24 protein-coding genes are annotated in these 25254 nt (G+C 61.2%); 11 read left to right on the top strand and 13 right to left on the bottom strand.

Translation table 11 applies throughout. From position 1 onward, the window contains the following. Entirely contained in the window at positions 1 to 420 is a 420-nt protein-coding gene (locus tag TR36_RS12740) for a PACE efflux transporter (RefSeq protein ID WP_062763465.1), read from the top strand. A gap of 12 nt (positions 421 to 432) precedes the next feature. Here TR36_RS12740 and TR36_RS12735 read toward each other — a convergent pair whose 3' ends face one another. Next, on the bottom strand, positions 433 to 1224 hold the full coding sequence (locus TR36_RS12735; protein ID WP_237763592.1) for a hypothetical protein: 792 nt from the start codon (positions 1222 to 1224) through the stop codon (positions 433 to 435). A 536-nt stretch (positions 1225 to 1760) separates the two neighbouring features. On the opposite strand from TR36_RS12735, the gene TR36_RS12730 reads away from it, so the two are divergent. Then, positions 1761 to 2744, top strand: a complete 984-nt coding sequence (locus TR36_RS12730; RefSeq protein ID WP_045386913.1) for a hypothetical protein — start codon at positions 1761 to 1763, stop codon at positions 2742 to 2744. Here the strand turns inward: TR36_RS12730 and TR36_RS12725 are convergent. Then, positions 2741 to 3418: an SIMPL domain-containing protein gene (locus TR36_RS12725; RefSeq protein WP_045386914.1), complete on the bottom strand. Its 678-nt coding sequence runs from the start codon at positions 3416 to 3418 to the stop codon at positions 2741 to 2743. The two genes, TR36_RS12730 and TR36_RS12725, sit on opposite strands and share 4 nt — an antisense overlap. A 159-nt stretch (positions 3419 to 3577) precedes the next feature. On the opposite strand from TR36_RS12725, the gene TR36_RS12720 reads away from it, so the two are divergent. Beyond that, a complete protein-coding gene (locus TR36_RS12720) occupies positions 3578 to 6421 on the top strand; it encodes a hypothetical protein (RefSeq protein ID WP_045386916.1) in 2844 nt (947 codons plus the stop codon). A gap of 53 nt (positions 6422 to 6474) precedes the next feature. On the opposite strand, the gene TR36_RS12715 is transcribed toward TR36_RS12720, so the two are convergent. From TR36_RS12715 to TR36_RS12695, 5 genes are all read right to left on the bottom strand, one after another. Continuing rightward, entirely contained in the window at positions 6475 to 6987 is a 513-nt protein-coding gene (locus TR36_RS12715) for a CarD family transcriptional regulator (protein ID WP_045386918.1), read from the bottom strand. 179 nt (positions 6988 to 7166) lie between these two features. Further along, entirely contained in the window at positions 7167 to 7505 is a 339-nt protein-coding gene (gene fdxA / locus TR36_RS12710; RefSeq protein WP_045386920.1) for a ferredoxin FdxA, read from the bottom strand. Positions 7506 to 7598: 93 nt separating this feature from the next. After that, entirely contained in the window at positions 7599 to 7925 is a 327-nt protein-coding gene (locus TR36_RS12705) for an RNA-binding S4 domain-containing protein (protein ID WP_045386922.1), read from the bottom strand. A 1-nt stretch (position 7926) separates the two neighbouring features. Beyond that, positions 7927 to 10686 (bottom strand): helicase-related protein, encoded by a 2760-nt coding sequence (locus TR36_RS12700; RefSeq protein WP_045386925.1) that lies wholly within the window; start codon positions 10684 to 10686, stop codon positions 7927 to 7929. A gap of 6 nt (positions 10687 to 10692) precedes the next feature. Beyond that, positions 10693 to 11262 (bottom strand): tetratricopeptide repeat protein, encoded by a 570-nt coding sequence (locus TR36_RS12695; protein WP_237763591.1) that lies wholly within the window; start codon positions 11260 to 11262, stop codon positions 10693 to 10695. 44 nt (positions 11263 to 11306) lie between these two features. On the opposite strand from TR36_RS12695, the gene TR36_RS12690 reads away from it, so the two are divergent. Both TR36_RS12690 and TR36_RS12685 read left to right on the top strand, forming a co-directional pair. Next, the gene (locus TR36_RS12690) at positions 11307 to 11591 is read left to right on the top strand and encodes an SCP2 sterol-binding domain-containing protein (protein WP_045386928.1); all 285 of its coding nucleotides are present in this window, start codon (positions 11307 to 11309) and stop codon (positions 11589 to 11591) included. Beyond that, positions 11588 to 12442 carry an alpha/beta fold hydrolase gene (locus TR36_RS12685; protein WP_062763410.1) on the top strand — a complete coding sequence of 285 codons (855 nt, stop codon included), beginning with the start codon at positions 11588 to 11590 and terminating at the stop codon, positions 12440 to 12442. The genes TR36_RS12690 and TR36_RS12685 overlap by 4 nt, the downstream gene beginning before the upstream one ends. Here TR36_RS12685 and TR36_RS12680 read toward each other — a convergent pair. The 4 genes from TR36_RS12680 to TR36_RS12665 are packed head-to-tail and all read right to left on the bottom strand — an operon-like array spanning position 12432 to position 16325. Continuing rightward, positions 12432 to 13157, bottom strand: coding sequence for a hypothetical protein (locus TR36_RS12680; protein WP_045386934.1), 726 nt, complete (start codon positions 13155 to 13157; stop codon positions 12432 to 12434). The two genes, TR36_RS12685 and TR36_RS12680, sit on opposite strands and share 11 nt — an antisense overlap. A 27-nt stretch (positions 13158 to 13184) precedes the next feature. Further along, a complete protein-coding gene (locus tag TR36_RS12675) occupies positions 13185 to 13982 on the bottom strand; it encodes a transglutaminase family protein (RefSeq protein WP_045386937.1) in 798 nt (265 codons plus the stop codon). Next, entirely contained in the window at positions 13979 to 14929 is a 951-nt protein-coding gene (locus TR36_RS12670) for an alpha-E domain-containing protein (RefSeq protein WP_045386939.1), read from the bottom strand. Before TR36_RS12670 ends, TR36_RS12675 begins: the two co-directional genes overlap by 4 nt. A 4-nt stretch (positions 14930 to 14933) precedes the next feature. Further along, entirely contained in the window at positions 14934 to 16325 is a 1392-nt protein-coding gene (locus TR36_RS12665; RefSeq protein WP_045388653.1) for a circularly permuted type 2 ATP-grasp protein, read from the bottom strand. A 144-nt stretch (positions 16326 to 16469) separates the two neighbouring features. Here TR36_RS12665 and TR36_RS12660 point away from each other — a divergent pair, with 144 nt between their 5' ends. From TR36_RS12660 to TR36_RS12650, 3 genes are all read left to right on the top strand, one after another. After that, a complete protein-coding gene (locus TR36_RS12660) occupies positions 16470 to 17495 on the top strand; it encodes a ligase-associated DNA damage response exonuclease (RefSeq protein ID WP_045388655.1) in 1026 nt (341 codons plus the stop codon). Continuing rightward, positions 17492 to 19081 (top strand): ATP-dependent DNA ligase, encoded by a 1590-nt coding sequence (locus TR36_RS12655; protein ID WP_045386941.1) that lies wholly within the window; start codon positions 17492 to 17494, stop codon positions 19079 to 19081. The genes TR36_RS12660 and TR36_RS12655 overlap by 4 nt, the downstream gene beginning before the upstream one ends. 63 nt (positions 19082 to 19144) lie before the next feature. Next, positions 19145 to 20965 (top strand): M3 family oligoendopeptidase, encoded by a 1821-nt coding sequence (locus tag TR36_RS12650; protein ID WP_062763407.1) that lies wholly within the window; start codon positions 19145 to 19147, stop codon positions 20963 to 20965. A 96-nt stretch (positions 20966 to 21061) separates the two neighbouring features. Here the strand turns inward: TR36_RS12650 and rpoH are convergent, their stop codons facing one another. Next, positions 21062 to 21955 carry an RNA polymerase sigma factor RpoH gene (gene rpoH, locus TR36_RS12645; protein WP_045386946.1) on the bottom strand — a complete coding sequence of 298 codons (894 nt, stop codon included), beginning with the start codon at positions 21953 to 21955 and terminating at the stop codon, positions 21062 to 21064. A gap of 127 nt (positions 21956 to 22082) precedes the next feature. Then, a complete protein-coding gene (locus TR36_RS12640; protein ID WP_045386949.1) occupies positions 22083 to 23138 on the bottom strand; it encodes an RluA family pseudouridine synthase in 1056 nt (351 codons plus the stop codon). On the opposite strand from TR36_RS12640, the gene TR36_RS12635 reads away from it, so the two are divergent. The 3 genes from TR36_RS12635 to TR36_RS16050 form a co-directional block, all read left to right on the top strand. Next, positions 23137 to 23436 (top strand): DUF6476 family protein, encoded by a 300-nt coding sequence (locus tag TR36_RS12635; protein ID WP_045386952.1) that lies wholly within the window; start codon positions 23137 to 23139, stop codon positions 23434 to 23436. The genes TR36_RS12640 and TR36_RS12635 overlap by 2 nt on opposite strands. Continuing rightward, complete coding sequence (locus TR36_RS12630; RefSeq protein ID WP_045386954.1) at positions 23433 to 24608, top strand: 3-deoxy-D-manno-octulosonic acid transferase; 1176 nt, start codon at positions 23433 to 23435, stop codon at positions 24606 to 24608. Before TR36_RS12635 ends, TR36_RS12630 begins: the two co-directional genes overlap by 4 nt. 356 nt (positions 24609 to 24964) lie before the next feature. Next, on the top strand, positions 24965 to 25254 hold a 290-nt coding region (locus TR36_RS16050), incomplete at its 3' end, for a hypothetical protein (protein WP_237763590.1).

Below are 25254 nucleotides of genomic sequence, written 5' to 3'. Positions count from 1 at the left end.
ATGCGAACAACTCGCGACCGTATACGTCACGCGCTCAGCTTCGAAATCACCGGTCTTCTGCTTATTGTTCCCGTCGGCTCATTCGCATTCGGAATGCATATGGCGGACATGGGTGTCGTGGCACTGGTCTGCTCCATAGTCGCGACGCTATGGAATTTTGTCTATAATATCGGCTTTGACAGGTTCATGAAATGGTGGCGATCCACCGTCCATAAAACCCTGACGATACGCGTAGTCCACACGGTGCTGTTCGAATTCGGGCTCTTGGCGTTCACGCTGCCATTCCTTGCCATATACCTTCAGATCGGTATCTGGCAGGCCCTGATCATGGATATCGGCTTTGTCATATTCTATCTGGTTTTCGCGTTTTTCTTTAACCTGATATATGACCACGTCTTCGCACTGCCCAAGGATGCGTAGCCCCACCCCCGTTCAGGTGGGTGACAGAACCTTGATGGTAAAGCCGATCGTATCCTTCGGCGCCGGCGCATCATCGTAGAAGTTGTATTCATAGCTCAGCCCGAACTGGACTGGCTTCCCCCCGATATTGGCAAGCCTGTTCAGCTGGATGCCAAGGGGAAGGCTGATGAAATCATGCGCGTTCCAGTCATAGGTGATCGACATATCCGAAGTACCGATCGACCATCCATCGGCCAGATTCAGCGAAACGATGGGCTGCAGGATGGAGACATCGACCTGCGCATGATCGTCATCCCCCCCGATATCCAGCAGGTTCTGGTTGAACGCCCCCCAGATCCCCCAGTCCGACTGGGCGACGAAACCGGCCGCAGGGCCGATGGCCCAGCGTTCCGCGCTTTGGGAATCGCTGCCGGTCGGGGCTAGAGCCACGCCCCCCAGACCGAAACGCCCCCATGTACGATCAAATGTGGTCAGGTTGAAAACCGTGACATCCGATAGCCCCGATGTATTGGCCAGATTTTCGGTTACATAGGGAAGTGTGATACGGAATATGTTATTCGTGCTGCCCAATTGATAGGGCAAGGCCATCCGGAATTGCAGGCGGTTTCCCTGCCCGTCATTTCCCCCATGGTAATTCGGCGTATAGAAATCCTGCAGGATATAAGCCGTCAAGGAGGCCGTTGGATCACTGGCGGCCTGCCCCAGATCCTGATCCGAACTTTGCGCCGCTGCCATGACCGCTACAGAAGAAAACAGGACGGAAATTGCGGTCATCTTGAACATGGGATCGCTCCAGACTGTCATATTGCCCACCATTGCCTCAGACGGCCAATATCTCGCGATTATGGATATGGCACCCAAGGATCATACTTGGGATAAAGCGTAATAACGCTGTCCGGACCGGTCAATTTTATTCAAAGGCGATACGCATTTTATCGGCCTGAATTACAGCGCGCGAAAATACCGTTTCCGGCCATCTGCTGGTTTTCGGCCCCATAATCCGGCACAGCGTTCCGGTTGTCATGGTTTCAGGTCGCAAAACCCCTCCCTTTTTCAGATGTCCGGAATGGCGGGGGCATCGCGCCTGCAATTGTATTTGTGCCACAGTTCGCCCGCGCGTTAACACTTTGCGATCAGGACGGTATGTGCCCTCTTTCCAATCCACCACGCCACCCGCATCGTGACCGCACAAAACGAATGCAGTCGCCCAAGTTGCATGCGGTGGAATTGCCGGTCCGGCAATTCCGGCATTTTTCCGTGGGGGCGGCATTCACGACGGGTTCACCGAATCCTTGCAAACCTTTATGAAGGACAAGGAAAACCGATGGGGAGACGCAGAGATGGCGCGGCAAAAATTTAACATACTTGCCATCGGGCAGGCAGGCCGGCTGGAATATGAGGCCATCATCCTTGCCACCTCCCTTCGCCTTGCCGACCCTGATTTCCCCGGAACACTCTATATTGCCGAACCGCAGCCCGGCCCCCGTTGGGCCAGTGATCCGCGCATGTCCAAGACCGGGCGCGCCCTGCTGGAGGATCTGGGTGCCGAAGTCATCGGCTTCGATGCCGAGGTCTTCGGAGATGCCTACCCCAACGGCAACAAGATCGAGGCGCTTGCCGCCCTGCCGGATGAACCGTTCCTGTTCCTTGATACCGACACGCTGATCCTTGGCAGCTTTGCCGGCGTGAAATTTGATTTCAACCGCCCCTCCGCCTCCATGAAGCGGGAAAATACCTGGCCCGCCGAAGAGCTTTATGGCCCCAGCGTAGGGGAAACCTGGCAGGGCCTGTACAAGGAGTTCGGCGTACCGTTCGAGCCGACACTGGATCCCGACGAACCCGAGGGATACTGGCGCCGCTACATGTATTTCAACGCGGGCTGGTTCTTTTACAAAAGCCCCAAGCAGTTCGGCAAACGCTATCTGGAATGGGCAAAGAAGGTCTGGCATGACCGCCCCGAGATTATCACCTGCCAGCAGATGGACCCGTGGCTGGATCAGGCTGTCTTGCCGCTGGTCATCGCATCCTTCGGCGGGGGGCGTCCGGGGCCGGAACTGGCCGGAATGGATGGCGATGTCACCTGCCATTGGCGCATCCTGCCGCTGATGTTCGCGCGGGAAAGCGATAAGGCGGTTGCCATGATGCAGCGGGTGGCCGAACAGAATGCCGTCCGCAACAAACTGCAGAAATACGGCGCTACGCGTAAAATGCTCTATGAAGGCAACGGTATGAAGGTGCGGGGCCTGTTCGACCGGAATGACCTGCCCCGCAAGGAACAGGCCATCCGCAACCGTATCCGCCGCGAAGGGCTATGGGCCCGTTAGGACCCTTCCCCCAGCTCGAACACGATCGTCACCTGTGCTTCGCGCGTCACCTCACCACCTGAAATCGGGGTGCGCGCGTCGGCTGCGGCCATGCGGTAGGCAGGCTGCGGCGAGGACGACACGCCGCCCTCCGAAATGGACACGATCCTGCCCAGTGATACGCCGGCGGCATCGGTCAACTGGCGCGCCCGCTCCATTGCATCGGCAACCGCCAGCTTGCGGGCCTGATCGACGGCAGGTTTCGGATCAGACAGATCGAAGGCAATACCGTTCAACGTGTTCGCCCCATCGGCGACCACTGCATCAAGCACCCCGCCCACACTGTCCAACGCCCGTACCTTGACCGTCACCATATTCGCAGCCGTATAGCCCGTGATCTGGCGATCGTTGCCTTCGGACCAGTCCGGATTCAGTTGAAGGCCGCGTGTCTGGATATCAGCTTCGGCAATACCGGCATCGCCCAGTTTGGCCATGACCTGCTGCAACGCCGTGGCATTGGCCTGCATCGCCTCCTGTGCCGTGGCGCCTGTGCTTGTAACCCCCATGGAGACCGTCGCCATATCCGGCGCGGCCGAGACCTGCCCCTCTCCGGTTACGGTAATCTCGGGGTCTGCCCATGCAGCCAAAGGTGCCATCAGGGCAACGCCTGTCGCCATCGCTTTTACCCAACCCATATCGACACTCCTCTGCGAAAAAATATTCCACGATATATATAGCGTAAATTCGCCATCTGTGTTGCAGATCCTTCCTTTTGGCGGAAACCTGCTTTACTCTTGATCGGACTTGGAGGGCGCATGCGGCCTCCGCCACTCGAACAGTGTGTATGCCTTCCCATGATCCCCGGCTTTGCTCTCGTTTTCCGCGAAGACACCCTTGTTCTCCTGCATCGTACAGATGCCGGCTGGACGTCTCTTGGTGCCACCCCGCTTGATGTTCCCGACCTGACAGAACGCCTGGAAGCATTGCGGGCCGAGGCCGAGGCGCTGGCCCCAGACGGGCTGACCACCAAGATCGCCCTGCCCAATTCGCAGATTCTCTATACCAGCGTACCGTTGCTGGGCATGGATCACGAATCGCAGGTCGTTGCGGCGCTTGACGGGCTGACCCCTTATGATCCCTCCGATCTGGTTTATGACTGGCAGCATGTCGGCGGGCGCGCGTCGCTTGCCGTGATTGCCCGTGAAACACTGGATGAGGCGGAGGGGTTTGCCACGGATAACGGCTTCAACCCCGTTGCCTTTACCGCCATCGCGCCCGAAGGACGCTTTCCTGCAGAACCTTGGTTCGGCACGACCATGGTCGCCCCCCGTTTCATCAACGGCTCCGACCCGATGCGTGACAATCTCATGATGGCACCTGCGCTGGCCGGTCTTGCCACCGCAGCAGCAGTCGAACCCGCAGCAGATCCCGTTCCGCAACCCGTCGATACGGATGTGGAGCTGGAGCCCATCGTTGCGGCCGAACCCGTTCCCGCACCAGCCGAGGATGCCGAAAACGCCACGGATTGGGCCGTCACGCCCGAACCGGCCGATGAACAGGTTGCAGAATGGGTGGCCGACGAGCCGGAGGCCGAAGCGTGGGATGTTCCCGAGGTTCCCGGCCCGACCGATGATCCGGAGCCCGAGGCACCGGTCTTCGTGCCGCCCTACGAACCCGATCCCACACCCGCACCGCGCAAGGTTACGGATCTTTGGGCCGTGCAGGACCCCGAGCCGGAACCGGAGCCTGTTACCGAAGAGATCGCGCCCCTGCCGCCCGAGCCGGAGCCTGCCGTGTACGAAGCCCCGACACTGGGTGCTGCGCCGCAATTCGATCACCCCTCGTTCCGTCCGGTCACGGCAGCGCCGATCCGGGCCGAACGCGCTGCGCCCGCAACCATGGAACGGACAGCCCCCAAGGCCCCTGCGAAATCTGCGCCTCGGGCAGAACCAAGCGTCATGCGTGTCACACCATCGGTCGCGGCCCCTTCGGCTGCCGACCGGACGGTTATTGTCCCAAAGGCCGAACCCACGGTGCAATCCCCCGCACAGGCCCCGGCGGTCAACACACCCCTGGACAGTTCCGGGGTTACAGCCACATCCGCTGCGATTGAACCACCATTGGCCGCGCCGGATATGCGCCCGCCACCGCTGCGCGTGACCGACAGCAAACCGGCCAAGCGCCCCGCCGACATGCCGGACAAAACCGGCAAGGAGCCTCATAAGAAGCCGCGATTCCTGGGGTTGTTCCTGACGGTCCTGCTGCTGGCAGGGCTGGCGATCATCGGCGCTGTATCGGCCTATTATGCGGATGCCAAAAACAAGGAGGCGGCTGCCGCCGCCCTCTCCACTGCGGCCCATGATGCAGTGGCGCAGTTACTGACCGATCCTGCCCCGGCTGCACAGGAAGCGGCAGATCAGGCCATATCCGACCCCGTGACGGATCAAGCGGATGTCGCCCTTGCGCAACTGCCGGTCGCGGCAGAGGAGCCTTCCGTACTGCAAAGCGCCGACACCACCCAGCTTGATATTGCCGCCGATACCGCACCTGCGCCCGAACCGGATACGACAGCGGGCATCCTGACCGCCAGCGCGACCGAGGATGCACATCCGGTGTTGCCCGCAAACCCGCCAACGACAGACGTCTCTTATGAGCTGGATGCGGCAGGGCAGATCATCCCCACCCCGGACGGCGTGGTCACCCCCGACGGGGTGACACTGGTGGCCGGCCTGCCGCCGCGTACGCCGCCGGATCGTCCGGCATCGTTTTCGGGGCCTGACACACCCGATGCAACCACCACAGCTTCTGCCGCGCCTGCCGCCGCAGCCTTCACGGTTGCGGCGTCTTCAGATGCGGATCCTGCATTGGCAAATGCCCGTCCCCGCCTTCGCCCCGCAACGGTCAAGGCTGCGGCCGTGATTGCACAGGACGAGCCCGTTTTGCCACCCGTTGCCCGCGCGATTACTGTTGATCCATCAATCGCAGCGCCGCCCTTCGCCGTGGCTGACAGCCGCCCGGCTGCGCGCCCGGATACCGTGGAACCCGCGGCGGCAGCGCCGGTCATGATGGCAGATGCAGCCGTTCTGGCCAGCCCGCGCCCGCAGACGCGCCCGACCAGCGCAGCCGAAACGCCGTCGGCACCGTTGAATGTTGCCTCGGCATCCTTAGTCTCGCAGGATACATCGCCTTCTGCCACTGCGGTGGAGGTTTCACAGCGCCCCGAGCTACGGCCTTCGGGCATTTCACGGGATTCGGTTCAGGCTGCTCTTGCTGCTGCCATGGCTGCCCCGCCTGCAACCCCGGCTCCGACACCGGCACCGTCCGTGCGGGCCACACAGCAGGCGGCTGTACGCGCAGCCCCGGCAGCCACCCCCGCACCGGCGCCGCAAGCCACCACAACAGCCCGTGCCACGCCCGCCCCCGAACCCGTTCCCACGGCACCGCGCATTCCTACCACCGCCTCGGTGGCCAGCAATGCCACGCAGGATGATGTGCTGGCGATGAACCGTACGAACGTCATCAGTATTTCCGGCAGTGAAACCAACAGAACCGCATTGGTGCGCCAATCGAATGGCCGGATTGCACGCGTCAGTATCGGTGACCGCCTAGATGGCGGTGTTGTCGCTGCGATTACGGAAAATGCCGTGCATTACCGCAAGGGTAACAAGCTGTACGCGATCGAGATGCCCCGCGGATAAGGCATGAAAAAACGCAGCCCGAAGGCTGCGTCATAAAGCGTATCGCTATCGGTTCAGGCTGCGACGCGTGTCGTCAGAACCTCGCCCACCGCCTTTTGCGCACCGGCTTCGTCAATGCCCGAAGCAGCAGCAACTTCACGGGTCAGACGCTCCAAAGCCGATTCATACAGCTGGCGCTCGGAATAGGACTGCTCCCGCTGGTCATCCGAACGGTGAAGATCGCGCACAACCTCGGCAATTGCCATAAGATCGCCGGAATTGATCTTCTGTTCGTATTCCTGTGCCCGGCGCGACCACATAGCCTTTTTCACGCGGGCCTTGCCCTTCAAGGTATCCAGTGCCTTGGCAACAACATCCGGGGCCGAAAGGGAACGCATGCCGATTTCAGTCGCCTTATGCGTCGGAACGCGCAAAGTCATCTTGTCCTTTTCAAACGAGACAACAAAAAGCTCCAGCGTCAGGCCTGCGATTTCCTGCTCTTCGATAGAGATGATCTTGCCCACGCCATGCGCAGGATACACCACGAAATCATCCGGGCGAAACTCAGGCTTCTTGGATTTGGTCATTCGTTTCCTCGTTCAAGGACCCACCAACGGCAAAACCCCCTCCCGATAGAAACCGGATGGAGATGTGCCTATCAGGCAGGGAGCCTTTGATATGATGCAGAGAGCCCGACAGGGATCCATGCGGCTGAATATGACTATATCATATCACAGAATCAGCATGGTTCCAACTGTGACGACGTTCAGTTACCTTCGCCGGGCGCTTCGCTGAAGTATTTCTCCAGCTTTCCGGTCTCACCATCACGAGCCTCGGCGTCGGGCAGCGCATCCCGTTTCTGGGTGATGACCGGCCATTTTTCGGACCATTTGCGGTTAAATTCGACCCATTTTTCCATATCCGGCTCAGTATCCGGACGGATGGCATCCGCAGGGCACTCCGGCTCACATACACCACAATCGATGCATTCATCCGGGTGAATCACAAGCGTGTTTTCGCCTTCATAAAAGCAATCGACCGGACACACCTCGACGCAATCGGTGTATTTGCAGGCAATGCAGTTATCGGTGACGACATAGGTCATGGTAGGGCTCCGAGCGGTTCCGCATGATTACCTATGCCGGCCTGTGCCGAAGGGCAAGCGGCTGTCATCAGGAAAGACCAGCGCTCGCCCCTATTATCGCGATCTGGAATATTTGCCCGGATGGGGCGGATCGGGCAAAACATCCGTCGCCAGATCTTCGTAAAGCGCCTGCGCCTCGGCAGCAGGACCGCGCCGTTCCGGCAACCCGGCAATCCGGATGACACGGATCATATCCCCCTGCCGGAATGTCAGCGTATCCGCCGCACCTACGGCATAGCTCGGCTTGCGGGTCTTGATCCGGTTCACACGGACATGGCCTGCCTCGACTTCAGCCGAGGCGATGGTCCGCGTCTTGAAGAAACGCGCCTGAACAAGCCATTTGTCCAGGCGCATCGTGGGGCGTACCGGGGTCTCCCCCATATCAGCCCTTGTTTTTCAACGCCGCCAGAACCGCAAACGGGTTGTCGGGGTCGATCTTGGCAGGCCGCTCGGGACGTGCTTCGAACTGGCGCGGCTTTTCGTTGCGATCCGGACGTTTGCCCTTCGGCTTACCCGAACGCTCTCCATCCTTGCGCGGCGGGCGTTCGCCTTCCTTGCGGGCCGGACGGTCCCCTTCGGTACGCGGCGGGCGATTGCCCTCCCGGCGCGGGGCCTGTTCACGACGGCGCGGTGCCCAGGTGAAGGTGTAGAATACCTCCATTTCAACGGGGGCTTCGGCTTCACCAGCGGCATTCTCACCTTCGGGCACAGGATTCACCACGGCCGGCGCTTCGCCTTCGGCAGCCGCAGGGGGTGGTGTTACAGCGCGCGTCTTGACGCGTTCACCACGGACGCCGGCATAACCGAGCCCCCCCATCAGATCGGCAAATTGCTCCAGCGTCATACCCGTGATCGAGAGCATGTCGGCTGTCGCCTCGAAGCCGGCGCGGCTGTCCTTGGCGCGCAGCTGGTCGGCCAGACGCTCCAGCATGTCGATGCGGATCGCGCGGGTTCCGGCAGGATGGTATCCTGCAAGGATGTAGTGCTCGCGCGGAACACCCTCGACGTTCGGAATCGTGACCAGCCCCGGGGGCGGGCTTTCCGGGAATTCCTGCAACCCTTGGGTCAACGACCACAGAACCAGACGCAGGCGCGTGGGGGCAGGCTTCAGCAACAACGGCAGGAATACCGTGAACTGACCGAAACGCACGCCATGCTTGCGCAGGGCCGAACGGGCTTCCTGATCCAGGGCCTTCACCTCGGCGGCTATTCCGTCACGCGGCAGTACACCCAGGCCCTCGACCAGACGGAACGCGAATCCGCGGGCCAGACCGGTCAACGTCTCGTCCCGTGCCATGTTGGACAGCGGCTCGAACAAGGCTGCAACCTTGCGGTCGATAAAGTGCTGCAAGCGGCGCTTTACCTTTTCGGCCACGTCATGGCCGGCCTCGTCATCGACGAAGGCCTCAACCTGCGGCTTCATCGCATCGGCGCCGGCAACCAGCTTGCCCACCGCCTGGTCGCCCCACATCAGGCCACCCTGCTCGGTGAAATCCATCTCTGTATCGGGCGCGTTGTAGAAACGGTCCGCACGCAGATGGAATTCGGGCCNAAGGGCCTGGAATGCCGCCTGGCGCAATGTTTTCGCCTCGTCCGGGGTACTTGACGCATCCTGACGGAAGCGGAACCCCTCAAGCCGTCCGACGAATTCGCCTTCGACGGTCACTTCACCCTTGTCGTTCACCTCGGCCACGAGGGTCTCCTTCTGTTTCAACCGCCGCATCAGCACAGACGTGCGCCGGTCGACAAAGCGTTGGGTCAGCTGCGCATGGAGCGCATCCGACAATCGGTCTTCTACCGCGCGAGTCTCCTCGCGCCAATGAAATTCGTCATCCAGCCAGCCTTTGCGCTGCGCGACATAAGTCCACGTGCGAATATAGGCCAGACGCGTCGACAAAGTGTCTATATCACCCTGCACCCTGTCAATCCGCGCAATAACCTGACGCAGCCAGTCGGACGGAATCCTGCCATCGCGCAGAAACCCGTAAATCCGCGTCAGCAGGCTGATATGCTCCCCGCCCGAACGCCCGCGAAAATCGGGAATACGGCAAACGTCCCATAGCAGCTGCACGGCCTTTGGATCATTCACGCGGTCGATCACATCGGGAATCGCCGACAATGCCTTGAGCGCAACCAGATCCCCCGCTTCCCGCGTACGGATCAGCCACTGGTTGTCGGTGGGCGCCTCGAGGCTCTGGATCAGGCGCTCGGTCGTGCCGAATTCCAGCCGGTCGTTACGCCATTGCAGTTTACGGATCGGGGCAAAACGTGATTCCTCGATGGCGCGGACCAGATCCTCGTCCAGCGGGCCCGCCTCGCCCGTAACGCCGAATGTGCCCGCCTCGGTATGGCGGCCCGCCCGGCCTGCGATCTGCGCCAGTTCATGCGCGAACAGGGGGCGCATCCGGCGGCCATCGAATTTATCGGTCGAGGAAAAAGCAACGTGCCGGATATCGAGATTCAGGCCCATCCCGATGGCATCGGTTGCCACCAGATAATCCACATCGCCGTTCTGATACAGATCCACCTGCGCATTGCGCGTGCGGGGGGACAGCGCGCCCATCACCACCGCGCATCCGCCCTTGGTCCGGCGGATCAGCTCGGCGATGGCATAGACGTTGTCTACCGAAAACCCGACGATCGCGCTGCGCGGCGGCATCCGGCTTATCTTCTTTTCACCCGTATAGGTCAGCGTGGAAAAGCGTTCACGCCGCATGAACTCCACCCCCGGCACCAGCGAGGCGATTGCGGAACGCATCACCTCGGAGCCAAGGAACAGCGTTTCATGCAGGCCGCGGGCCCGCAGCAGACGATCGGTGAACACATGCCCCCGCTCGGGGTCGCCGCACAGCTGGATTTCATCGATAGCCACGAAATCGGCACCGATATCCTGCGGCATCGCCTCGACCGTGCAGACCCAATACTGGGTACGATCCGGCACGATACGCTCTTCTCCGGTGACAAGCGCCACGACCGATGGGCCGCGCTGCGCCACGATACGGTCATAAACCTCGCGCGCCAGCAGGCGCAGCGGCAGGCCGATGACCCCCGTACGATACCCCAGCATCCGCTGGATGGCATAATGTGTCTTGCCGGTGTTGGTCGGCCCGAGAACCGCCGTAACCCGCCCGCTCTGCCGCATTGGACCTCAGATGTTTTGCCCGTCCGCGTCTACGCGAAGCCTGTCGATGGCCTCTTCTATGCCGTCGAGATAGGGATGTATAGCAAGCGCCTCCTGATAGGCGCGAATGGCGTCTTCGGGGCGCTCCACCTCTTCCAGAATGGTGCCAAGCCCGACGACCGCGGTGTAATGGCGTGGATCCAGCGTCAGCACATGAGCGATATCGTCCAGCGCCGGCCCCAGCAGCCCCTCCTGATAGAAGGCCTGCGCGCGAACCGACCACCCCTCGGGGAAATCGGGCGCGTGATCGATCAGTGCCGTCAGATGGGCGATGGCGGTTTCGTAATCCCCCTCGGCCAAAGCCGCCCGCCCACGTTGCAGCAGCAGATCCATCGCCGCCGACCCCGAACGGTCCCATTCCGCCTCTATTTCGGCGGCAACCTTCGGGGCTTCGGCCTCATTCGCAGCTTTCAACTGGTCATAAAGCGTATCAAGACTGGCGGCACTGGCCCCCGAGGCAAAAAACCCGAGGGCGATGGCCAGTGAAACATGGAAAAACGGGTTCTGTGCGCTCATATTGCCAAGGTAACGCAGCACGCGGAAAATACCAGAACCGTAATGGTCACGAAAGGAACAGGCGCATGGGCAGGGTGATCGACAAGGCGGTGGACAGGCTCGGCGCCCGCCTCAAGAATTTCAGCGGCACGGCCAAGTTCGTGATGCTGGGCGAAGGCACCATCATCGCCGACAGCACCGGCGTGCGTGAAGGGGATGGCCCCGCCGATGTGACCCTGACCGCAACCGCCGAGGATTTCCGCGCCCTGCTGGAAAGCCGCCTGAAACCCACCACGGCCTTCATGACGGGGCGGCTGAAGGTGGATGGCTCCATGCCTGTGGCGATGAAACTGGGCATGGCGCTGACGTGAGGATCCTTCGCACCTCCGACGGGTGCGATATCCGCGCAGCGCGATGGGAGGGCGGCGCGGATACCGTGCTGATCCTTCAGGGTCGCACCGAATACATAGAAAAATATGATGGCATCGCCGCGGATCTGGTTTCCCGCGGGTTCTCGGTGGTGACCTTCGACTGGCGTGGCCAGGGGGGATCCACCCGCCCCCTGAATGATCCGCATATCGGCCATGTCGACAGTTTTGCCGAATACCAGCTGGATCTTGATGCCGCGCTTGACCTTGTAACGGGGCGTCTGCATGTCATCGCCCATTCCATGGGGGGGTGCATCGCCCTGCGCTGGCTGCTTCGGGGCGGTCAGGCGGCGGCCGTTGCCTTCAGCGCGCCGATGTGGGGCATTCCGCTGGCCGGGCTGATGCGCCCCATCGCCAATCTGGTCGCCGGAAGCTCTCGGCTATTGGCGCGCGGACATACCATCGTGCCGGGAATAAGCCCGATGCCCTATGTGCTGGACGCACCCTTCAAGGGCAACATCCTGACAACGGATCCGCATAACTATGCCCGCCTGCAAGAGGATGCCCGCAGCATGCCCGACCGGATGGTGGGTGGCCCCAGCCTTGGCTGGCTGAACGCCGCGCTGATCGAGATGCGCGAGCTGGAGCGTCATGACAGCCCCGACACCCCTGCCCTTGCCATGATCGGCACAGCGGAACGTGTGGTGGACAAGGCCGCCGTCACCGCGCGCATGGCGCGCTGGCCCGGGGCCGGCTTACATACCGTCCACGGCGCCGAGCATGAAATCATGATGGAGCGCCCCCGAACCAGAACCGCGTTTCTGGATGCCGCAGAACGCTTGTTCAGACCTTGATCCGCACGAACGCATCCCGCAGGGCCACGGACCATGCGTTGGACATCTCGCGGAACACCTCATCACCTGCATCGATCCGGCGACGGTCATTGGCATGCAGACTGTCCTTGGCCACCGTCATCAGATCCAGCGGCATGCCCACCGACAGATTGGAACGCAGCGTCGAATCCATCGACAGCAGAACCGCCTTGCGCGCATCATCCAGCGAGGTCTGCCGCCGCACCACCCGGTCAAGGATCGGCTTGCCGTACTTATGCTCTCCGATCTGCAGATAGGGCGTATCCTCGGTTGCCTCGATGAAATTGCCTTCGGGATAGATCAGGAACATGCGCATGTCCCCGCCCTTGCGCTGCCCAGCCACGATCATGCTGGCAGATGCCGCTTGATCCATGACTGCCAGCTTGTGATCCACATCGGCCCGCACCTCCGACAGCATGTTTCCGATGATCTCGGCCACCTTCAGCAGCGTCGGTGCCTTCATGATCGAGGTGGCCTCGCATGCATCAGGGCTATCGATCGCCTCACGCAGCCGCGCAAGCGTGGTCTGCGTGATCGACAGGGATCCGGCGGTCAGGACAACGATCACACGCTCCCCCGGCTCCTCGAACCAGAACATCTTGCGATAGCTCGCAATATTGTCCAATCCGGCATTCGTCCGGGTATCGGACAGCAGGACCATCCCTTCATCGAGCAAAAGGCCCACACAGTACGTCATCGCAACTCCGTTTCGTTGGGTGCGATATTATTGTTGGGCTTGGCCGACCGCAACCGTCACCTCCAGCGTTTCCGCTCCGCCTCCGCGTGATGATCCACGGATCGGCGCAGCGTCCGTAGCGTCCAATCCGGACGCCAAACGGATGTATCTGTCATCCGGACAGCATTTATTGGCCGCATCGAAGCCAACCCATCCCAATCCCTTCACGAAGATTTCAGCCCAGGCGTGGGCCGCATCCTGCACCCCCTCTGCCACCAGATAGCCTGACACGTATCGCGCAGGCAGCCCGGCGTGGCGTGCCGCCGCAATGACAGCGTGGCTATGATCCTGACAGACCCCCTGCCCGCTTGCCAGTGCCTCGGCCGCGGTGGTGGCCGATCCTGTGGTGCCGGTGGTCCAGACGATGGCGTCGGCGATCCGGGCCGCAATTTCATGGGCCATCTGCAAAGGCTCCATATCCCGGATCCCTGCGGTGATATCGCGCAGCGCCTGATCGGGCCGCGTCACCGCCGTTTCCTGCAGATAGCAGGTCGGTACGATCACCTCCCGATGCCCGCGCAGGATGCCCGACATATCCGTGGTTTCCACCTGCCCCGAAACGCGGACCTCCACCAAAGAGACAGGCCCGATTACCGACCAGCTTTCAAACAGATCGCCCGCCCCGTCACGAAAGCTGCCGCCCTTTACGCCGTCGGTCACCGTCACATTCCATGACAGGACCTTCTGCCCGTCAAAGCTGGACGGGTGCAGCCTGTGGCTCTGGACCATTCCCCGCATGGGCGCGTCGTATTCATAGCGGGTCACATGCTCGACCGTCAGAATCATCTTACGTCCCCCGTCAGATAGTTTTCCCAGACGCAGTGCGACAGATGGGCGGTATCATCGATGAAGCGCGTCACGAAATCATGCATCCCCTCGTCAAAGATATCCTCGACCGTGGTGGCCGTCAGGCGGGCCAGCAACATGCGTGCATGGTGCTGTACATCCATGTCCCGCCCGTATGATTTGGCCAGCCGGTCCAGTGCCCAGTTGGCCGATTCGATACTGGTGATCAGGGATCGCGGGTTCTGGGGGTTCAGGATCAGGAAATCGGCGATCTTGCGGGCGGTGATGTCGCCCGCATAGCTCCAGTGAAAGGCGCGGTGCAGCGACAGCGCCCGCAAAAGCGTCATCCATTGGTAGTTATCCAAGCCCGAGCCGACAAATTCCACACGCGGCAGCAGCACATAGTATTTGACGTCGATCAGCCGCGCGGTCGCATCCGCACGTTCCAACGCATAGCCGAGGTTGAGGAAATCGAACCCGTCATTGCGCAACAGCGTGGCATTGATGGACCCACGCACCAATGCGGCCGTACGGGTGACCCAATCGGTCATCTCGGTCAGTTCCAGTTCCGACCGGGGGCGGCGTTCCAGCTGCTTCAGTTCCTGAAAGGCCATGTTCAGGGCATCCCAGACCTGCGTGGTCAACGCCGTCCGGACAATGCGCGCATTTTCCCGCGCCTGATTGAACAGGGACACCACCGATGACGGATTGTCGCCATCGAAGAACATGTAGCTTTCGATGTTCCGCGCTACGGCGGCATCATACTTGCGATCAAACCCTTCTGCGGTGCCCGAAGCCTGCAGCAGGCTGTCCCATTCGCTGCGGTATCCGTGAATGGACGGCAGCAGGGAAATGCGGGCGCCCACTTCCAGCAGGCGACCGGTGTTTTCGGCCCGCTCCATCGCGCGGGCAATCCAGAACAGGTTTTCGGCGGTCCGGCTCAGCATGTCATCACTCCGCCAATACCCAGGTGTCCTTGACCCCGCCGCCCTGCGACGAGTTCACGACCAGCGACCCTTCGGTCAGCGCCACGCGGGTCAGCCCCCCGGGCACCAGTTCGATCCGGTCCCCGACAAGGCAATAGGGCCGCAGGTCCACATGGCGCGGGGCCACCCCCTCATCCACAAAGGTGGGTGTGGTCGAAAGGGCCAATGTCGGCTGGGCGATATAGTTGGACGGTTTGCTCTCGATCCGCGCGCGGAACCGCTCGATCTGGTCCTTGGTGGATTTCGGCCCCACCAGCATTCCGTATCCCCCCGATCCATGCACTTCCTTGACGACCAGTTCGTGCAGGTTTTCCAGCACATATTTCAGATCATCGGCCTTGGAGCACTGCCACGTGGGGACATTGTTCAGGATCGGCTCCTCTCCCAGATAGAAGCGGATCATTTCCGGCACGAAGGTATAGACCGCCTTGTCATCCGCGACCCCCGCCCCGGGGCAGGAACAGATGTTCACACCGCCCGAGCGATACACATCCATCAGCCCGGGAACCCCCAGCATGCTGTCAGGGCGAAAGCACAGCGGGTCGATGTGGGAATCGTCGATGCGGCGATAGATGACGTCCACGCGGCGCGGGCCTTCGGTGGTCCGCATCCAGACGTATTCCCCCTCGACGAACAGATCCTGCCCCTCGACCAGTTCCACGCCCATCATGTCGGCCAGGAAACTGTGCTCGTAATAGGCGGAATTGTAGTGTCCCGGCGTCAACAGGACGATCGTCGGTTCCTTGTCGCATTTGGCGGGGGCAACCGAGGCCAGCGTGCGCCGCAGCAGGGCCGGGTAATTGTCAACCGGCTCGATCCGGTTTTCACGGAACAGGTCGGGGAACATCCGCATCATGATCTCGCGGTTTTCCAGCATGTAGCTGACACCGGACGGCGTGCGGCAGTTATCTTCCAGAACAAAGAAATCATCCGGCCCCGTCCGCACCAGATCGATGCCGACAATGTGGGAATAGACGCCCTTGGGCGGAATGAAACCCACGACCGATTTTTCGAACGCCGCATTGCGATACACCAGATCGGCAGGGATCCGGCCGGCCCGCACGATCTCTCCACGACCGTACACATCCACCAGAAAGGCGTTCAGGGCGCGGGCCCGCTGCTTGATCCCCCGTTCCAGCCGCCCCCATTCACGGGCGGTGAAAACGCGGGGAAACATGTCGAAGGGGATCAGCCGGTCGGGATCGCCACCCTCTCCATAAACCGCGAATGTAATTCCGATGCGGCGAAACAGCGCCTCGGCCTCGGCCTGCTTCATATGACGCAATGCGTCCGGCATGGCTTTGGTCCAGCTTTCCAGCCGCGCATAGGGCTGGCGAACGGCGTCGGCGTCGAACATCTCGTTGAAACAGGTCGTCACGTTTTCGGCACCCCCTCTGCATTCCTCTATTAATTGGCACAGGATCGCCGAATGTCTAACGTTTCCGGCAATAGGTCCGATGATCTGCTGGAACGGGTGCTGCCGGGATCTATCCTTTGCGATATGGCAAATGATCCGGTTCTGACCTTTACCGACAAAGGCATTTTCTGCCCCGCAGGCGGGTTTTACATCGATCCGTGGCGGCCGGTGGATATGGCCCTGATCACCCATGGCCATTCGGACCATGCCCGCGGGGGGCATAACCGCTATCTGGCGACAGAGGCGGCGATGCCCGTCATGCGCCATCGTCTGGGGGCCATCCGCGGGGAAACCCTGCGCTTCGGCGACGTGCGCCGCATAGGCGGGGCCAATGTCTCCTTTCATCCTGCAGGCCATCTGCCGGGTTCGGCACAGATAAGGGTCGAGGTCGGAGGTGAGGTCTGGGTCGTCTCTGGCGATTACAAGACCGAACCGGATGGATTGTGCGAGCCCTTCGAACCTGTGCGCTGCCATGCCTTCATCAGCGAATGCACCTTCGGCCTGCCGGTGTTCAACTGGACGCCCCAGCCCGAGGTGATGGCACAGGTGAATGAATGGTGGGCAGCCAATGCCGCAGCGGGACGGACATCAATCCTTGGCGCCTATTCTTTGGGCAAATCGCAACGAATTCTGGCAAATGTGAATCCGGATATTGGCCCGATCCTGACGCATGGCGCGGTGGAGGCCACGAATCGTGTGCTGCGCGGCCAGGGGTTGTCCCTGCCCGATACGGTATGGGCCGGGCCGGACATAACGGCAAAGACACATCCGGGGGCTTTGGTCATCGCCCCGCCATCTGCGCTGAACACGCCATGGGCGGGGCGGTTCACGGGGGCATCGCAGGCCTTTGCCTCGGGATGGATGGCCATGCGCGGCGTGCGGCGGCGACGCGGGCTGTCGCAGGGGTTCGTCCTGTCCGATCACGCCGATTGGGCGGGATTGAACTGGGCCATCCGCGCCACGGGGGCCGAACGCGTGTTCGTTACCCATGGCTATACGCAGGTATTCCGCCGCTGGCTGGCCGACCAAGGCTATGACGCCGGCATCGTGGAAACCGAATACGAGGGGGATGAGGGCGAAACCGAGGATGATATCGAGGTTGTCGAATGATCCGCTTTGCCACCCTGTTCGACACGCTGGACCGGACAACCAAGACCACGGTCAAGGTCGCGGCCCTTGCCGCTTATTTCCGCGAAGCCCCCGAAGCCGACCGTCTGTGGACCATCGCGCTGCTGTCCGGTCGGCGTCCCAAACGGGCCGCCAATTCAACCGAGCTGCGGACATGGGCGGCAGAGGCGGCGGGCATTCCGCTATGGCTGTTCGAAGAGGCTTATCCAGTGGTGGGGGATCTGTCGGAAACCATTGCGCTGGTGCTGCCGCCACCCACCGGCACCAGCGATCTGCCATTGGCCGCCTGGATCGGATCCCTGATCGCGCTGATCGGGCAGCACGCCGATATCCGCCGTCGGGCCATTCTGGACGCCTGGGACCAATTGGCCACGAACGAGCGCTTTCTGTACAACAAGCTTATCACCGGCGGCTTTCGGATGGGTGTCAGCCAGGGCTTGATGGTACGGGCCCTGTCACAGGCCACCGGACATGCCGAAACCGAACTGGCCCATCGCCTGATGGGCGACTGGACGCCGGCCACCACCGATTGGGCGGCCCTGATCGAAAGCGCCGATCCTGCCGCCGAAGGGGCGCGCCCCTATCCCTTTGCCCTTGCCACCGCGCTGGATGATCCGGCGGCACTGGGGGAGCCCGCAGAATGGCAGGCGGAATGGAAATGGGATGGCATACGCGGCCAGATGATCCGGCGCGGAGAAACATTCGCCCTCTGGTCACGGGGGGAGGAACTGATCACCGACCGCTTTCCAGATTTCGCCCCTTTGGCACAGGCTTTGCCCAACGGCACGGTGATTGATGGCGAAATTCTGGCGTGGGACGGCAACCGGCCCCTGCCCTTTGCACGGCTGCAGAAACGGATCGGCAGGCTGAACGTATCAAGGAAATTGCTGGCAGAAGCGCCCGCGCATCTGCTGGCCTATGACCTGCTGGAAGAAGGCGGCATCGACCTGCGGTCCCTGCCGCTGGCCGAACGCCGCGCCCGGCTGGAGGATCTGCTGAACGCGCTTCCGGCGGGCCTGCCCATCGGTCCTTCGCCAGCTATCGGCTTTGCCGACTGGGAGGCGCTGGCCAGAACGCGGGCAACGGCACGCGCCGAGATTGCCGAGGGGCTGATGGTGAAACGCCTGTCCTCCCCCTATCACGTCGGGCGCAGACGCGGGGATTGGTGGAAGTGGAAGCTGGATCCGTTTACCGTGGATTGCGTGATGCTTTATGCGCAATCCGGCAGCGGACGGCGGGCCAACCTGTTTACCGATTTCACCTTTGCCGTGCAGGACGGAGAGGCGCTTGTCCCCTTTACCAAAGCCTATTCCGGGCTGACGGATGCCGAATTCAACGAGATTACCCGCTGGGTCCGCCGCAACACGCTGGAAAAATTCGGGCCGGTCCGCCGTGTTCCGCCCGAACTGGTGTTCGAGATCGCCTTCGAGGGGATACAGGCCTCTCCGCGCCACAAATCGGGGATTGCCCTGCGGTTTCCGCGCATGCTGCGATGGCGGCGCGATAAACCCGTAACGGAAATCGATACATTGGACAGTCTGAAGGCACTTCTGGCCCGGCACAGCTAAGGCCCCCTTGCCCCGCAAGCCCCCCCGCCCCTATGTGAAGGGCAACAGAACAAAGGACCCATCATGACCCTTCCCTTGCCCCGCCCCGTTTTCGACATGAGCGCCACCTCGGGCGGAATGCGGGGATTACCCGAATGGGACCTGAGCGATCTGTACGCCGATCCCGATGCACCGGAGGTGGAGCGTGATCTGGAATGGCTGAAAAATGCCTGTGCCGATTTTGCCGCAACATATCAGGGCAATCTGGCCGCACTGGATGCGGCAGCCCTGCTGGAGTGCGTGGAAGCCTACGAACAGATCGACATCACCGCCGGTCGCCTGATGTCCTATGCCGGACTGCTCTATTACCAGAACACGATGGACAGCGACCGCGCCAAGTTCATGGCCGACGTGCAGGACCGTATCACCAATTTCACCACGCCGCTGGTTTTCTTCACGCTGGAATTCAACCGGCTGGAAGATGCGCATCTGGACGGGCTGATGGCAGGGAATGCCGGATTGGCCCGTTACCGCCCGGTGTTCGAGCGGATGCGTGCCATGCGCCCGCACCAGCTCTCGGACGAGCTGGAGACATTCCTGCACGACCAGTCCACCATTGGCGCTGCGGCATGGAACCGGTTGTTCGACGAAACCACCGCCGGCATGACCTTTGTCGTGGACGGTGAGGATCTGAACCTCGAATCCACGCTGAACCTGCTGACGGATGCCGACCGCGCCAAGCGCGAGGCTGCCGCCCATGCGCTGGCGGATGCCTTCCGCAAGGATATCAAGCTGTTCACCCGCATCCACAATACGCTGGCGAAGGAAAAGGAAATCGAGGACCGCTGGCGTAAGATGCCGACCCCGCAAAGCGCGCGGCATCTGTCGAACCACGTCGAACCCGAGGTGGTGGAGGCCCTGCGCAATGCGGTCGTGGCCGCCTATCCGCAACTCTCGCATCGCTACTATCGCCTGAAGGCCAAATGGCTGGGGCTGGATACGATGCAGGTCTGGGACCGCAACGCACCGCTGCCCACGGAAACGCCACGCACCATCGGTTGGGATGAGGCCTGCACGACCGTCCGGGATGCCTATGCCGCATTCGATCCGCGCATGGCCGAGCTGGCCGAACCGTTCTTTACCAAGGGCTGGATTGATGCCGGCGTAAAGGCAGGCAAGGCGCCGGGGGCATTCGCCCACCCGACTGTTACCACGGTGCATCCCTATGTGATGTTGAACTACCTGGGCAAACCCCGTGATGTCATGACACTGGCGCATGAGCTGGGGCACGGCGTGCATCAGGTTCTGGCTGCCGATCAGGGAGAGCTTTTGTCCTCCACCCCGCTGACCCTTGCCGAAACCGCCAGCGTGTTCGGGGAAATGCTGACATTCCGCAAACTGCTGGATGGTGCCAAGACCAAGGAAGAGCGCAAGACCCTGCTGGCAGGCAAGGTCGAGGATATGATCAATACGGTCGTCCGGCAGATCGCCTTTTATGATTTCGAATGCAAACTCCATGCAGCCCGCGCCGAAGGCGAGCTGACGCCGGATGACATCAACGCGCTCTGGATGTCGGTACAGGCCGAATCTCTGGGGGATGCATTTGAATATATGGACGGATACGAGACGTTCTGGGCCTATGTGCCGCATTTCGTCCATTCGCCATTCTACGTGTACGCCTATGCCTTCGGTGACGGCCTCGTGAACGCGCTATATGCCGTCTATGCTGAAGGGGACGCCGATTTCCAGGACAAGTACTTTGAAATGCTGAAGGCAGGTGGTTCCAAACACCACAAGGAGCTGCTGGCCCCCTTCGGCCTTGATGCCAGTGACCCGAAGTTCTGGGACAAGGGGCTTTCCATGATCGCAGGCTTCATCGACGAACTGGAAGCGATGGAAGACTGATATCCTGCGGTGCCCTGACTGCGGCACTGCATATGAAAAGCCGGCCATGGATTGCTCCATGGCCGGCTTTTTCGTGCGTTGCATCAGGATCAGGGATCAAGCCGGGATTGCCATTCCCTTGCCGCGTGCCAGATCGCGCATCTTGTTCTGCAGTTTTTCAAAGGCGCGCACCTCGATCTGGCGAATGCGCTCACGGCTGACGCCATAAACATCTGACAGATCTTCCAGCGTGACAGCCTCATCCGACAGACGGCGCTGTACCAGAATATCGCGTTCCCGTTCATTCAGCACGGCCATGGCTTCGGCCAGCAGTTCCCGCCGTGTTTCCAGCTCGTCCTTTTCGGCGTAATCATTGGCCTGATCGCTGTCCTCGTCTTCCAGCCAGTCCTGCCATTGCGCGCCGCCATCCTCGGAACCGACGGTCGCATTCAGCGAGGCATCGGCCCCGGCCATGCGGCGGTTCATCTCGATCACTTCGCTTTCCGTCACGCTCAGGTCATGGGCGATACGGGCAACATTTTCGGGGCGCAGATCGCCGTCTTCCAATGCACCCATCTTCGCCTTCGCCTTGCGGAGGTTGAAGAACAGCTTTTTCTGGGCCGATGTCGTGCCCAGTTTCACAAGGCTCCATGACCGCAGGATGTATTCCTGAATCGAGGCGCGGATCCACCACATCGCATAGGTCGCCAGACGGAAACCCTTTTCGGGATCGAACCGTTTCACAGCCTGCATCAGGCCGACATTCGCCTCGGAGATGACTTCGGCCTGTGGCAGGCCATAACCGCGGTAGCCCATGGCAATTTTCGCGGCCAGACGAAGGTGGCTGGTTACAAGACGGTGGGCGGCACCGGAATCTTCATGGTCGACCCAACGCTTTGCCAGCATGTATTCTTCCTCGGGTTCCAACAGAGGGAACTTGCGGATCTCCTGCATGTAGCGGTTCAGCCCCTGTTCGGGACTCGGGGCGGGAAGATTGGTATAACCTGCCATGTCTGGCCTCCTTCAAGCTGCCGGATTGCAACTGCGCTCTTCATAACACGCGATACCGGACAAACGTTCGGAAAAAGGTTTTTGTTGCGTGATTTCACGTAAATGTGGCCCCGAAGGGCCGGTTGTTTCACTTTTCGTCATCTTTGCCACGCCGCAGCACGGCCAGCAGCGCATCGATATCCTGCGGAAGCGGCGCTTCGAAGGCAAGCTCCTCTCCGGTACCGGGATGCACGAACCCGAGCGTGGCCGCATGCAGCGCCTGCCGCGGAAATGTGGCTGCAGCTTCGGCTGCCGCAGCGCCAAGTGCCTTGGCCGCGACCTTGCGCTTGCCGCCATAGGTCTGGTCTCCCAGCAGACCATGACCGACATGGGACATGTGCACACGGATCTGATGCGTCCGCCCCGTTTCCAGCCAGCATTCCACCAGAGAGGCAACTTCGAAGCTTTCCAGCACCCGTGCGCGGGTGACGGCATGGCGACCGCCATGCTGTGTCACGGCCTGCCGCTGCCGGTCGGTACGATGCCGGTCCAGATTCGTTGCGATCTTTAGAATGCCGCCGGATTCGAAGCTGACGCCGGCCGTACCGCGCAAACGTGGATCGGCGGCACTGGGCACGCCGTGAATCACAGCCAGATACCGGCGGGTCACGGTATGTGCGGCAAACTGCGCGGCAAGGCCATGATGCGCCCTGTCCGTTTTTGCCACGACCAGCAGGCCGGATGTATCCTTGTCGATGCGGTGCACGATCCCCGGACGCTTGGCGCCGCCGATCCCCGACAGTGTGTCCGCACAATGGGACAGCAACGCATTTACCAGCGTCCCGTCGGGTGTGCCGGGGGCCGGATGAACCACCATTCCGACAGGCTTGTTGACCACGATCAGATCATCGTCCTCGTAAAGCACTTCAAGCGGGATATCCTGCGGCTGCGCCTCCAGATCCACCGGCGCGGTCAGATAGAGGGTCAGGACATCACCCTCGACCAGTTTGGCCTTGGTGTCGGTCAGCGGCGCGCCGTTGTGCCACACCTCGCCTGCCGCGATCATCTTGGCCAGACGCGATCGCGAAAGCGACGCCTCCTCTGGCACCTCGCGCGCCAGCGCCTTATCAAGGCGGTCGGGCGGCTCTGCCCCGATAACAATCTGAAGCTGCTGCGCCCCCTCGGGGGCTGAAAGGATCGCCATGGATGAAGCTCCGCAAGGCTTGCCGCCCGGATTGGGCTTTTTGAAAGCGTTGGTCACCATCCTGACGATGGTGCTGATAGCGGGGCTGATAACGGTGATCTGGCTGCTTGTCACGCGGGTGCCGCAAATTGCGGGCACGCCCTCGGTACCGCCGGCAATCCGCCTGCCCGAAGGGGTGGTGCCGCAGGCTGTGACATTGGGACGCAACTGGACGGCCATCGTCACCGATGACAGCCGCATCATGATTTTCGACAAGGCAGGCGCGCTGGCCCAGACCGTCGAGGTGACGCTTCCATGATCTTGTACCGCATCCTGATGCTGCTGGCACTGCCGGTGCTGCTGCTGATCGGTGCGCGGCGCGGCGGGCTGGCCCAGAGGCTGGGCCGCGGCCCCGTCCCCCAGGGTGCGATATGGATCCACGGGGCCAGCAACGGAGAGCTGACCTCTGCCAAGGCGCTGGTTTCCGAACTTGCGGCCCGTGGGGACAGGGTGCTGGTGACCAGCAACTCGGTAACGGCCCGTACAATGGTGGAGGGATGGGCCATCGCGGGTGTCACGGCACGGCTGGCACCGTTTGATCTGCCGTTTGTTCAATCCCGTTTCTTCAGATCCCGTGCCCTGATCGTGGTGGAGAACGAACTGTGGCCCGAGCGTATTCTTGGCTGCCATAAACGCGGCATTCCGGTGATGGTGGTGGGCGCGAAAATGTCGGAGCGCTCTGCCCGCCGGTGGGCCCGGATTCCGCTGATGGCCCGCATTCTGGGGGCGCTGGATTGGGTCAGCGCCCAGGACGCCGCCGGTGAGGCGCGTCTGCTGTCATTGGGCCTTGCGGCGAACAAACTGGGCCCGCGGCTGAACCTGAAGGCGGGGGCATTGGCCATCAGCGCCGGCACCGTGCCCCTGCCCTGTGCAAGGGCCAGAACCCTTCTGGCGGCCTCTACCCACGAGGGGGAGGATGCGCCGATCCTGCAGGCCTTTGCCGCACAGAACAGATTCGACTGGCTTATCCTCGCCCCGCGCCATCCAAAACGCGGCGATGCCATTGCCGGGCTGGCACGCGCCGCAGGCCTGCACGTTGCCCAACGCAGCAAAGGGGATCCGCCGGGCGGCAATGTCTATATCGCTGACACCCTGGGCGAGATGCCCCTGTGGTATGATGCGGCGGCCGTCACGATCATCGGCGGCTCCTTTGTTCCCAAGGGCGGGCATACACCGTTCGAGCCTGCTGCGCATGGCTCTGCCCTTATCCACGGCCCGCATGTCGAAAACTTTGCGGATGTGTTTGCAAAGCTGGATGCCGCCAAGGCTGCGGTTGCGACCGGTGCGGCCGGTCTAGCGCAGGCACTGGATCTGCTGGACGAGGCGCGGATTATTGAAATGACCGCTGCGGCAAAGACATTGCAGCCCGATCATGACAGCATGGCCCCGATCATGGATGCCCTGGATCAGTTGATGGCGGCCCGGCGGTAATCAACGTATCATTTACCAATGCGAATATTCCGCCAAGAAGGGAATCCATTAGACAATCGGCGACGCATTTCTTCGACTTGACGTGTAGATATGACTGCGCCGCAAATGCGGCAAGATAGCTTATATTCGCGCCAACCTGCGACATTTACACGTGAATATCCGTGTCGTTTGTCCAGCACCAAAATCAGCTTTATTGCCGGCATGATAATTTTTCTCTTATCATTGGATAAGCTGCAATATTCTTCTTTCCATATGAATAACGGTAATGCCAAATGGTTCTTGATCAGTCGGCTTTATCTTGCCAAGCACAGATAAGGTTATTTGAGTTGGGTAAATAAGCGCAGGAAAGCATCCAGATGACCAACCGTCAAATCAATGTACAAACACTTGCGAAAGATCGCGATTATCTTGTTACATCGCATTTGGCCGAAGATCGTGTTTCAAAACTGGTTGTCTGTTTCGGGTATCAGGGCACCGATATTGCGCCGTCCGGCTTTGGCGTGAATTTTCTGCTGAAACGTGGTTATGACGTTGTTTATGTCGCACAGCGGAAACATACGGCCTACCAGGGATTGCCAGCCAATATTCTTGCAGATGCCATTCTGCCTCTGATGGGGGGGGGGGGGGGGGGGGGGTCKTCAGTATA

This window comes from Falsirhodobacter sp. alg1 (assembly GCF_000739715.2).
Taxonomy (GTDB): domain Bacteria; phylum Pseudomonadota; class Alphaproteobacteria; order Rhodobacterales; family Rhodobacteraceae; genus Falsirhodobacter.
The sequence above is the reverse complement of the archived record's forward strand: the minus strand, read 5'-3'. Positions and strand labels throughout refer to the sequence as shown.